Origin of the sequence: Bacteriovorax sp. DB6_IX (genome assembly GCF_000447775.1) — a bacterium.
Classification (GTDB): domain Bacteria; phylum Bdellovibrionota; class Bacteriovoracia; order Bacteriovoracales; family Bacteriovoracaceae; genus Halobacteriovorax_A.
Genome location: NZ_AUNJ01000132.1, coordinates 1 through 11113, shown reverse-complemented (window position 1 = coordinate 11113; position 11113 = coordinate 1). Strand labels below are relative to the sequence as shown.

Genomic DNA, 11113 nt, shown 5'->3' with positions numbered 1-11113 from the left:
CTGTTTGATGCCGCCCTGAGCCAGCTCAGCGAACAACTGGCGCCGATGCGTCAGGAACTGGATGTGCAGCCGCTTCATTCTTAGCAAACTCTGCCTTCTTCTTGGCCACTTCATCATCAACGTTGAAGTCAAACTTAAATCCATCTTTCTTTTTAGCACCTGCTGCGAGACCATCTCCACCTTCAGTCTTAATTTCCTCTTCCTTACCAGCAAGCTCTTCTTTATTATCTCTATTTAAGTCTGATGGGATTCCAAGCTTAGCCGACGCTAAGAATCCATCTGGAGTTAATCCTTTATTCATGAGAGATCTCTTAACTGCTCCTCTCATTTTTGAGAACATCTGTTTTCCCATTTTATTTACATCAATTGGCTTTTGACCTGCGGCTTTTCTTGCAAGATTAAGCTTCTTAATATTATTTCTTAACTTCTTTTTAATCGCGTTATTATTACTCGCAAGCTGATCAATCTTGGCCTGTGTCTCAGGTGAGATTGAGTTCTTCCCTTGAATACCAGAAACTAATTCTGAAGCAAGATTTGAAAGTCCCTCATATCCAGTCGCTGTCATCGTCTTTCTTGAGTTTGAGTTTGTTGTGTACTTAGGAGCTGGTGGACAGTCGACTTGACCAGTTGTCGCGTTAACTTTCCCCTTCCCTGTTGCACAAGGCATATTCTCTGAGAGCTCTACTGGCTTATAAAGGTTCTTTTGAAGAGCGCCCGATAAATTAATCTTAGAGATATTTGAAGTTGCAAGAGTTGTTTTTACTCTTGAAAGATCCATCTTTCTAAGAACTTTATCGATCTCTTTAATATTATCTCTAGCCTTTTCTGCTTCCTTAGCTGTGGCATTTGATACCATATGCCCGTATCCACCAAGTCCAAACCAAACAATTCCTCTATGAGTAGGATTTTCCCAAAAGAGATCGACAACTTTATCAAGTCCTTCAACGACTGGAGTAAAAATTGCCATGAAACCTGTTGTCTCAACACTTGGAACAGGGGCACATGCCATTTCAGTCATTCCGTGAACAGTTACATATGTTGTACACATTGAAGCAACTGCTCCAGCAAGAGCAACTGACGTTCCAGCAGTAGGAACGGATTCTGCAGTCCCAGCGGCAACACATGCAGCCGCAGCAGCTTCGAGTTTGACATCAGCAGCCTTTGATTTTGTATACTTTGGTAAAGAAGGAACAAAAGTCTTCTTAATTAACTCTTTTACAGAAACTGGTGCCATACATGTTCCACATGTTGGAACGACCGATGTTGCAGCAGCAATCGCTGAAGAACATGATGTAAGAGCAGAAGCTTCAAGAGCAGCTAAACCAATTGAAGCGGCAGAGGCTCCATAAAATGCTGTTGCAGCGGCCATCTGAAACTTAGATTTCTTATCCGCGGCTTTTGCGACCTCTTCTAATACCTGCTTCTCTTTCACAAGAGCTTGATACTGACTATCATCTATTTGTCCGTCGTCTCCGTGAGTCTTATATTCAAGTTTCTTTTCATCAATTTCAGCCTTAGACCCAAACATAACCATAAGCTCTCCAGCAATATAGATAAGAGCTCCAGCGGCCGCTAGGTAAACATCCACCGATTTAGGGTCACAACGATAAAGCATTCTTCCAATGATAATTGCCGCTGCCATAAAGACAATGAAGCTAGCAGTATCACCAGTTAGAAAACCAAGTCCCCCACCATCTTCTTCTTCAATATTGACTGATCCAGTTTCACCTTGCTCAACCCCTGAGTTTCCGGAACTCCCTGATTCAGCAGCATAGGCCACGGATCCCATATTCATTTCGATAATTTGGTTATCAACACTAATGCTGATATTCACCATCATGAAACAAATTAGTCCCACGATAAATCTATGCCAAATTGATAGTAGTGTTCTCATAAGCTTTTCCTTAATTAGTTATTATTTTATTTTAGAACGCTTAGAGGTCATAAAAAATGGGGTATTTTAATCCATTCCTCTTTAATTTTGAGGACTTAATCAAGTTTCAAGGTGGGTCTAAATATTGGCAATTACTTTAAAATGAAGCTTCTATTCTTCTTTTCACGAATCATAGGCTTGCGCTCTTTACTCATCTTCTTACCGCGATAACTCGGTGTATTTGGGTCTGTTGCGATCTCAATTTGCTTCTTCACCATGGCCTTGAAAGTTTCGATCATGGCATCTTCGTCACCATTTAGCTCTTCAATCCCCTTTTTTGCAAGATCTTGAATAAGAACATGGACTGACTCAATTGTTGAAAGGGCCAGCTTATGGGGTTGATGCTTTATGAGAAACTGAGAAATTCGATCAGTTGAAAATGAGATTCGAGGAAGTGTGTTGATATTCTTAGAAAGAGTCATCATCTTCTTAGCACAAGGCCAAGTTCCATCGATAACAAAAATAAGAGGAGTCCTTTCCTTTAAATGACTCACTTCACTTTCTTGAGCTGTTGTAATATTGAGGGCATCTTCTCCGGGATAGAGAACCATTGGGATATATTGTGGGTCATTGATAAGAGAATTCACTCTACTATCATTCGTAAAATCAATTCCCATAATGATTTCACTATTAGTTAAGCTTGCCTTCGTTATTCTCCCTGTTCCAAGTTTTTCTTTCTTGGCCTCCATAGGATGAATAAGAATGACAACTTTTGAATTGAGAGTCACAGGTTTGAGATATTCACAAACGCAGAATTTCCCAGGTCTATAACAGGTATAGCACTTCTTTCTTGGGACAATGTGACTCTCAAGGTCTTTTTTCATAGAAGCTCTGACCACTCGTCTGCTTTAAATCCAAGAAAGTTTGACTTTCCTTCAAGGACAGGCCTTTTAATTGCTGAAGAGTTTTCGATGAGAAGCTTTACTTTTCCAGCTTCAGTTGCCGACTCATACTCTTCTTTGATCTTTCTAAAAGTCGTTCCTCTTTTATTAACTGGAAGATCTCCGAAAGCTTCCTTCCATCTTAAGATATCGGCCTTTGTAGGCGCCGTTTTCTTAAAGTCGATAAACTCATACTCAAGATTATTTTCATTTAGAAACTTAAGAGCTTTCTTTACTGTGTCACAGTTTTTAATTCCATAAACTTTCATATTTCTTCCTTTATTAAGATGATTTTTGATTTAAAGGCTTTTTTAAGAAAACCACTTGATCACTAAGAACTTCTACTTCTGCCCCATATTTTTCCGCTAAAAAGTTAAACACTTCAGGAGAAAAAAAGCAAACGTGAGTCGGGTCATTCTTATACCACCACTTTCTAAATTCTTCTTCTGTTTCAGGATAAAATAATGTCATCACTCCTAGAACACCACCGGGCTTAAGTAGTTTCCAGATTCTTTCAATCTCGCGTCCTGGTTTATAGAAGTGCTCAAAGACTTCAGTTGAAGTAATAAAGTCATAACTCCCATCAATAAGTTTCGTCTCAGGACAGAAGTAAAGATCATAATTATCAACTGCAAAACCTCTTTCCTCTAACATCACTGAGATTGTTGGACCAGGACCACAACCAAAATCAAGTCCCTTGTCTCCAGGTTGAATTCTCTCAAGAAGAGGGTCTACTACACGAGATAAGAACTTACGATAGCCCTCGTCTTCAGGGTTATTCTGATGAGTGTCGTAACGTGCTTTTTCTTCTGAATTCACAAGATAGGTTGCAGGGTCTTGAAAGATAAATAAGCACTCCTGACACTGAAAGTAATTCGCATCAGAGAGTTCACTATAAATAATAGAGTTTGAGCTTTGGCATAATGTGCAATTCATTCATAAGGTGTATTACACTTCAAAAATTTTGGAAAGGTCTTTTTTCACCCTTTTTAGATAGGATTTCTTTACAACCTTTTTAGATGTCACTGTATTTCGTGGCTCAGAAAGTCTTCCCAAGGCCTTCCAAAGCATATTTGGAAGAACTCCACCTTCTCCAGCGGCTTCATATGATGCAATAACAACCATATCGGCCTTTTCTGTATTGAGAAGTCGAACTGGTTTCTCAATCCCGTCGCGAGTGTCACATTGAGATGGAGAGCTGAGAGCATTATTTGTACGACACACAGCTGGGCGGTCTTCATAAACTTGACACGCTCCATCCTCAGCTAAGAAGACACATCCTCTCATATTATATGGAAGCTCAAACCAAGCTCTTGGATTATTTTCAACATTTCCTTGGATATAAAGCTTTTGAAGATCAATCTCTACACCTTCATGAATAACTTTATGAGCAAGCAATTCAGCCTCATCTCTACTGACAGAGACCTGACTATGACAACAGGCCGTACAGCCCTTGTGGCAGGTTAAGAATTTCTTTGCCACAGGATTGGCCAAAACTTCATTAGTATAGCGATCAACATAACGATGCGACTTTCTAGCTCGCTCTATAGGATTTGTGATTTTTGTTAAAATATTCTGGAGATGGAGGAAAGTTTCCTTGAACTCTGGCAGACTGAAAGTCTCTTAAAAGATTCATATGCCTTTTGAGGGAAATTTATAAGCACCTCCTGACGCTTTACACAATATTTATTTTACCTGTTTTTTCATGAACTTATGTGAAGAAGGAAATTTATGCCGAAAAAGTCTATTTTTTTACTCCAGTATTCTACTTAACATACCGATAATGCATATATGAAAAAAGATACTAGCCCGAGCTTAGAGTTTAAAAAACTCGAAGTCCTCTTTCGACTTAAGGCATCCATATATCTTGGAAGTTTTATTTCAGCGATTGCTGTGGCGCTTATCTTTTTAAAAGATGTGAAATTCTACTATCACTATCTGTGGCTTGGAGTCCACTTTAGCTACCTACTTCTAAGACTTGGCTCATCCCTATACTTTTTAAAGAATAAAGACAGGGCGCGAACCAAGCCGAAGACCTATAAGAATCTCTACTTCTTTGTTTCACTCTATGGAGGACTTGGTTGGGGAATTGCTTCAGTCTTTTACCTTGATGGACAATCAACTGAAAAGTTTGTTCTTTTTACGGCCTTGATTGCAGGGAATGTGGCAGCATCTCTTGCTTCTAATTCGGCCTCACAAAGAGCTTCAATGGGATATATACTCTGCAATCTCCTTCCCTTTGGATACGCCATTTTTAATTCTAATCTAATCTATCGCTATGAGTTCATCACACTCTTTGCTCTCTTTATTTTTGTCTGCTTTCAATGCACAAAGTATATCTACAATACGATTAATCGCGCTATTCAATACCAACTTTCTTCCGAAAAGCTCTTGATTGATCTCAACTCTTCAAAAGAGCTTGCCACCATCGCAAAGAATAAGGCCCTTGAGTCTACGAGAATGGCCTCAATTGGTGAGCTAGCTTCTGGCTTTGCTCATGAGATCAATAATCCACTAACAGTGATTAATGGAAATCTCTATATTCTAAGAAGAAAACTCAAAGATAAGGTTCATGATCCCTCTATTGATAAGGCCATCAGAAAGAGCTTTGAAAATATTAGAAGGATTACTCAACTTATAGATTCTTTAAAAACCGTCTCTATTGCCGATGATCCAAATTCTGAACATTCAGATGAGGCCCTTCTCAAAGACGTTATTGAGAACGCGACGGCCCTCATGATTGAGAAACTGAAAATTAATCAAATTCGACTCGAAGTAGATATTACCAATCCCTTTTCTCGCGTTCCCAAAGGCGACAAGGCCGCAACTCAAATTATAATTAGTCTCATTACAAATTCTTATAAGCTGATTTCCAAAACACCAGATCCTTGGATTAGTATTAAATCTTTTCAAGGAAGTGATTTTATACAAATTGAAATCTCAAGCTCAGATACCAGCCTTAGTGAAGAGGTTGTTTATCAGTTCCTCGACCCCTTTTATATCCCAAATGAGAGCGATCCTGAGTTCGGGATAATTATTAGTCTCGCCAACTCTCAGGCCGACAGTTTTGGCCACAAATTGAGATTCAAACGCCATGCTCAATACAGCTGTTTCACATTAAAGTTGGCAATTTAACCCTTATTTTTTCAAACTAGTTCATTTCTACACGAACCGCCATGCAGCATTTTATTTAATTACAAATACTTAGAAAAGTATTCTTGAGTTCACCTTTTTTTCATTGATTTAGATCAGTATCTATACTATTTTAAACAAGTGTTTAAATTAAACAGTTGTTTAAAACATAGGTTTATAAAATGGATAAAAGAAAAACAATCACTCTACTCTCTTTATTAACAATGACGGCAATGTCTTCACATGCCGTAGAACTAAACGAAGCACAGCTAGTTGAATGGGCTAAAGGAGAATCTTTTAATTCAAAAAGAATCTCTCTTGATAGCCTTGCTAAGAAAGCTGAACTCGCGGCCTTTAATGACAAGTTCTCTTACACAGCAGATGTTAGTGCAAGCTACTCGAAAACAGATGAAACATCGTTTTCAACTTTTGCAGCACCGACAACTCCAGTAAAGAATGCTGAGCTTAAAATTACTCGTCCTACAAAGTACGGGGTTGCTGCTAGTGTTTCAACTTATTCAAACCAAGTGACGAATAGTTTCTTCACAAAGGGAACGACGACAGCAGTTGGTGCAGAAATCAGTGTTGATCTTTATAAAGACATCATGGGGCGCATTACAAGAACTCAAGAAAAGAGTCTTACACTTAAATCAGAAATTGCTGAAAAAGAAAAAGAGATTACAACTCATGCTTATGTCCAAGAAGTGAGAAAACTCTATTGGAAGCTAGTTGCGAATAATGAATCTCTTGAAATTGCAAAAGGTCTTCTAAAGACAGCGAAAGACTTGAAGCCGATACTCTAAAGAGACTAAAGAATAATATTGCCGATCGTGGCGAGCTTGCAAGAGCAAGATCACAAGTCGAATCGAGAAATGGACAAATTTACTTACTAGAATTTGAACGATCACAACTTATTCAAGCTCTAAGAGAAATGTTTCCGGACAAAATTACAGATAATAATGTCTCACTCACTAAGTACGACCTTGATAAAACAGTAAATGATGTCCTTAGCTGTACTCTGACAATAGCTTCTAAGACACAAACTCCAAAAGATTTCACTCTTTATGATGAAGTCCTTGCTCTATTAAAAGAGGACCTTAGTGCTTCTAAGAAAGTTAACTCGTCATACTCAATGGCCGATTTAAAACTTGTTTCAGATGTTAAGTATATTGGTAAAGACTTTAGTCATAGCGATTCATTTGAAGAACTAACAGACGATGGTAGAAAGGCCTACTCAGTAGCGCTACAGCTATCAATTCCACTAGGTCAACCAAAGAAGCAAACTGAAGATATTCAAGATGAAATCTTACAAAAGCAAAATATCTCTAAATACCAAGAGATTGAAGGAAAGATGGCCGCTTATCATATTCAAACGATGAAGTCGGTACGTATCCTTAATAATGTTATTGCTGCTCAAAATAGAAATGCTGGTTTCTTATCAACAACACTAAAAGACTCAAATAAGAAGTTCAAACAAGCAAGACTAGCAGCAAGAGATCTTATTCAAGACGAAGATCGTTTTCTTCAAAACAATTTAGACACTATTAATACGAAATATAGAGTAATCGAAATTTTAATTAATTACTTTTCAGTTTTCACACAAACACCTTGTGAAATTAATAAGTAATGGGTGGGCACCATGGGTAAAATAGCAAAGTTTTTTATAACAAACCACAAATTCACGATCGTTCTCTCTTTCTTCATGGCAATCTATGGGGTTATGGGGCTACAAAAGATGACGGCCGAAAGTTATCCGTCAGTTAGTTTTGCAACGGCTTACGTAACGACAGTCTATGATGGAGCATCTTCTGAAGATGTCGAGATCAAGGTAACAAAGCCTATTGAAGATGAAATTAGAACTGTATCAGGCGTTAAAGACGTTAGGTCAACTTCTCAAGCCGGTCTTAGTACAATCGTTATCAGAGTAGACATGGATAATGTTGATGACGTTGATAAAGTTATGAGTGATCTTCAAAAGGCCGTTGATAGAGTTAATGATCTTCCAGTTGATATTAAAGACCCTCCTTACTTTCAAGAAATAAAGTCTGAAGAGTTTCCAGTTTATCAAATTGCCGTAACAGGTAGTAACGAGAATAGAGCTCGAGACATTTTAGCTGATACTCTTAAAGAAGATATTGAAGATTTAAAATCTGTAAAAGGTGTAACTCTCGATGGTTTTGCCAAAAGAAGATTTGAAATTATTCTTGATAAAGAACTTTTAAGAGAGAAACATATTGGGATTCAAGAAATCCTCTCAAAACTAAGATCTCGTAACGTTAATATTCCAGGTGGAAATATTAAATCTAAAGATAACCAAAAACTTGTTCGTATCGAAGGTAAAGTTGAGGATATCGAAGATCTTGGAAATGTCCTTATCAGATCTCGCTTTGGTGGTGAAACAATTTATCTTAAAGATGTTGCCACTGTCGTTGATGGTAAAGAAGAAATCAAAGTTCACACTACATATAATGGTGAGCAAGCTACTCTTATGACAATTGCTAAGAAAGCTGGTGCTGATACTATTGAAATGGTTGATAAGATCATCAAAAAGGTAGAAGCTTTCAAAAAGACTCACCCTGGTTATGAATTCCACGTCTATAATGACGAACAAATTAAAGTTAAAAATAAACTAGAAGTCCTTTCATCAAATGCGATTTCTGGTCTAGCACTCGTTATAATTTTCCTTTTCATATTCTTGCCAGGCCGTATTGGTCTTCTGGCAAGTATGTCTCTTCCTCTGGCCGTCATGGGGACAATTGGCCTCATGCCGGCCTTCGGGATGACATTAAATGCGATCACAATCCTCGCACTTGTTATTGCCCTAGGGATGCTCGTTGATAACTCTGTTGTTATCTCAGAAAACTACACAAGACTTCTTGGTGAAGGTTACAAACCACTAGATGCTGCGGTAACAAGTGTTAAGAACCTATGGCTTCCAATTACAGGAACAGCGATGACAACAATCGCGGCCTTCCTACCAATGCTGGTCACAAAAGGGATTATGGGAGAATTCATTAAATGGATTCCTGTTATTGTAACGATATCCCTACTCCTATCTTTACTTGAGTCATTCTTCTTCCTACCGATGAGACTTGTGAACTACGGTGGAAAGACAAAAGATCTTGCAAAAGCAGAAAGTGAAAATTCCAAAGATAATAAGGATTGGTTCCATAAGTTTGAAAATAAGTTTGAAAACTTCATGGATTTCGCAGTCAGAAGACGATACTTCGTTATGGTTATCTTTTCAGGGATTATTATTGGTTCAATAGCACTAATGGCTTTTGGTAATAAGTTTGTACTCTTCCCTGCTGATCAGACTGAAATCTACATTGCAAGATTTCAAACAGAAAGAGGAACTCCTGTTGAAAAAACAAGAGAGTCTCTAAAAGAGCTAAGTCAAGCGATTAAAGAAACACTGGATAAAGATGCGAAACACCTTGTTGGTTTTTCAGGAAGATCGAAAGTTCAATTAACTGACCCTAAAGCAGAAGATGGAAATAATGTTGGTATTGTTTTCATCTATGTAAGTGATTATGCAAAATATAATCTTGCTCACACAGTCGTCTTAGAAAAGCTTAGAACGATAAAAGTACCTTCGATTAAGCAACTCACATTTGAGGCTCAAATCAATGGTCCACCAGTTGGTGATGCTATTGAAGGAACGTTTAGATCTAACAGTTCTGAAGATCTAACAAATATCATTAATGAGATCATGGCCGAGCTTAAAAATGTTGACGGTATCATGGATTTAAAGATTGATGATGTTTATGGAGATCAAGAAGTATATCTCGATATCGATTATGCCAAGGCTGATCAATTAGGACTTGATGTTAACCACATTGGTCAAAATATCCGTGCTGCTGTTGCAGGAAACCTTGCAAGTACAGTCACTCTTGATAATAAAGATGTTGATCTCGAGGTTCGTTACTCTAAAGATCAAAGAAGCCAAGTTGAAGATCTACTAAAGATTAAAGTTGCTGATAATAGTGGTAACCTTGTTCCAATTGCTAATGTTGCTAAGATTAGAGTTGAGAATGGGACACCAAATATTAAGAGATATGACTTTAAGAAGTCTAAAACTCTTCTGGGTAACGTTGATGAAAATAAAATTACATCTGCTATTGCCAATGCTCACCTAGCAAAGATCTACGATAAGGTTAAGAGTAAGTACCCTGGTGTTTCTCTTAAGTTTGGTGGTGTTGCTGAAAGTACAAATGAATCAATGGAGTCTTTAGCAAGCGCTGGGATCCTTGCCTCAATTGGAATCTTCGCCATTCTAGTATTCTTATTTAGGTCATTCCTTAGACCAGTTATCATCATGATGACAATCCCTCTAGGGCTACTGGGTCTCTCAATTGCTTTTGCAACACCTGTCCTATCAGGGTATCCAGATAGAGCAAGAGCGATCTCTTTCCTAGCTCTGATCGGTATTATTGGTCTTGCGGGGATTATTGTTAACTCAGGTATCGTTCTGATTAGTTTTATTGATGAACTAAGAGAAAAAGGTGAACTTGATCTTCATCAGATTCTTGTTAAAGCATCTGGAATGAGACTTAGAGCAGTACTTGTAACATCTCTTACAACAATTTCAGGTCTTATTCCAACGGCCTATGGAATTGGTGGGACAGATGCCATGCTAGTTCCAATGACAATGGGTATGGCATGGGGTCTGACTTCAGGGACAATTTTAACACTGATTTTTATTCCATGTGCCTATGCAATCTTGGAAGATTTATTTACTCTAGTGGATAGAATCAAGTCAAAATTATCTAAAGGCGATTCGGATGCAGGAAAGCACAGTGAAGAGTCATTAGTCCTTAACGAGGTGGGAAATGAGTAATAGTACCAAAGATACGAAAGAAAAAATTCTTTCAGTTGCTGGTAAGCTATTTGCTTCAAATGGATACGACAATACGTCTATCAGAGATATATCTAAAGAAGCCGGGGTAAACCTGGCTTCCATTAATTACCATTTCAAAAACAAACTTAATTTATACAAAGAAGTTATGCATGTTTCGATGTTGGCCCTCGAAGAGAAAATCGAGGCTACAATTGATAAATCAACAGATTTAAAGGACTTCTATTGGAACTTATTTCAGCTCCTTAGATCTGAAAATGAGGCCTTTTCAAATGGCTTCAAACTCTTTGTTGCCAATACTCTGCCTGT

General features: G+C 38.0%; 10 protein-coding genes. 5 read left to right on the top strand and 5 right to left on the bottom strand.

From position 1 onward, the window contains the following. Positions 1–25 precede the first annotated feature (25 nt). From M901_RS04125 to M901_RS04105, 5 genes are all read right to left on the bottom strand, one after another. Positions 26–1894, bottom strand: coding sequence for a hypothetical protein (locus M901_RS04125; RefSeq protein ID WP_021276926.1), 1869 nt, complete (start codon positions 1892–1894; stop codon positions 26–28). Between the two features lie 131 nt (positions 1895–2025). Further along, entirely contained in the window at positions 2026–2757 is a 732-nt protein-coding gene (locus tag M901_RS04120) for a tRNA-uridine aminocarboxypropyltransferase (protein WP_021276927.1), read from the bottom strand. Next, positions 2754–3083 carry an arsenate reductase family protein gene (locus M901_RS04115; protein WP_021276923.1) on the bottom strand — a complete coding sequence of 110 codons (330 nt, stop codon included), beginning with the start codon at positions 3081–3083 and terminating at the stop codon, positions 2754–2756. Before M901_RS04115 ends, M901_RS04120 begins: the two co-directional genes overlap by 4 nt. Positions 3084–3096: 13 nt before the next feature. Continuing rightward, positions 3097–3750, bottom strand: coding sequence for a class I SAM-dependent methyltransferase (locus M901_RS04110; RefSeq protein WP_021276918.1), 654 nt, complete (start codon positions 3748–3750; stop codon positions 3097–3099). Positions 3751–3762: 12 nt separating this feature from the next. Further along, positions 3763–4296 carry a YkgJ family cysteine cluster protein gene (locus M901_RS04105; RefSeq protein WP_157679819.1) on the bottom strand — a complete coding sequence of 178 codons (534 nt, stop codon included), beginning with the start codon at positions 4294–4296 and terminating at the stop codon, positions 3763–3765. Between the two features lie 309 nt (positions 4297–4605). Between M901_RS04105 and M901_RS04100 the strand changes: the two genes are divergently transcribed. From M901_RS04100 to M901_RS04080, 5 genes are all read left to right on the top strand, one after another. Next, positions 4606–5949, top strand: a complete 1344-nt coding sequence (locus M901_RS04100) for a sensor histidine kinase (protein WP_021276925.1) — start codon at positions 4606–4608, stop codon at positions 5947–5949. A gap of 179 nt (positions 5950–6128) precedes the next feature. Continuing rightward, positions 6129–6749 (top strand): TolC family protein, encoded by a 621-nt coding sequence (locus M901_RS04095; protein WP_021276921.1) that lies wholly within the window; start codon positions 6129–6131, stop codon positions 6747–6749. 128 nt (positions 6750–6877) lie between these two features. After that, entirely contained in the window at positions 6878–7573 is a 696-nt protein-coding gene (locus M901_RS04090; RefSeq protein ID WP_021276922.1) for a hypothetical protein, read from the top strand. Positions 7574–7585: 12 nt separating this feature from the next. Next, a complete protein-coding gene (locus tag M901_RS04085) occupies positions 7586–10786 on the top strand; it encodes an efflux RND transporter permease subunit (protein ID WP_021276919.1) in 3201 nt (1066 codons plus the stop codon). After that, positions 10779–11113: TetR/AcrR family transcriptional regulator (locus tag M901_RS04080; protein WP_034720215.1), on the top strand; the 335-nt coding region annotated here is incomplete at its 3' end. The genes M901_RS04085 and M901_RS04080, both read left to right, overlap by 8 nt.

Bases quoted from the DNA above. Each gene is read 5' to 3' on its own strand.
- M901_RS04085 (WP_021276919.1), top strand. From the start codon at position 7,586: ATGGGTAAAATAGCAAAGTTTTTTATAACAAACCACAAATTCACGATC.
- M901_RS04110 (WP_021276918.1), bottom strand. From the start codon at position 3,750: ATGAATTGCACATTATGCCAAAGCTCAAACTCTATTATTTATAGTGAA.
- M901_RS04095 (WP_021276921.1), top strand. From the start codon at position 6,129: ATGGATAAAAGAAAAACAATCACTCTACTCTCTTTATTAACAATGACG.
- M901_RS04090 (WP_021276922.1), top strand. From the start codon at position 6,878: ATGTTTCCGGACAAAATTACAGATAATAATGTCTCACTCACTAAGTAC.
- M901_RS04120 (WP_021276927.1), bottom strand. From the start codon at position 2,757: ATGAAAAAAGACCTTGAGAGTCACATTGTCCCAAGAAAGAAGTGCTAT.
- M901_RS04100 (WP_021276925.1), top strand. From the start codon at position 4,606: ATGAAAAAAGATACTAGCCCGAGCTTAGAGTTTAAAAAACTCGAAGTC.
- M901_RS04125 (WP_021276926.1), bottom strand. From the start codon at position 1,894: ATGAGAACACTACTATCAATTTGGCATAGATTTATCGTGGGACTAATT.
- M901_RS04115 (WP_021276923.1), bottom strand. From the start codon at position 3,083: ATGAAAGTTTATGGAATTAAAAACTGTGACACAGTAAAGAAAGCTCTT.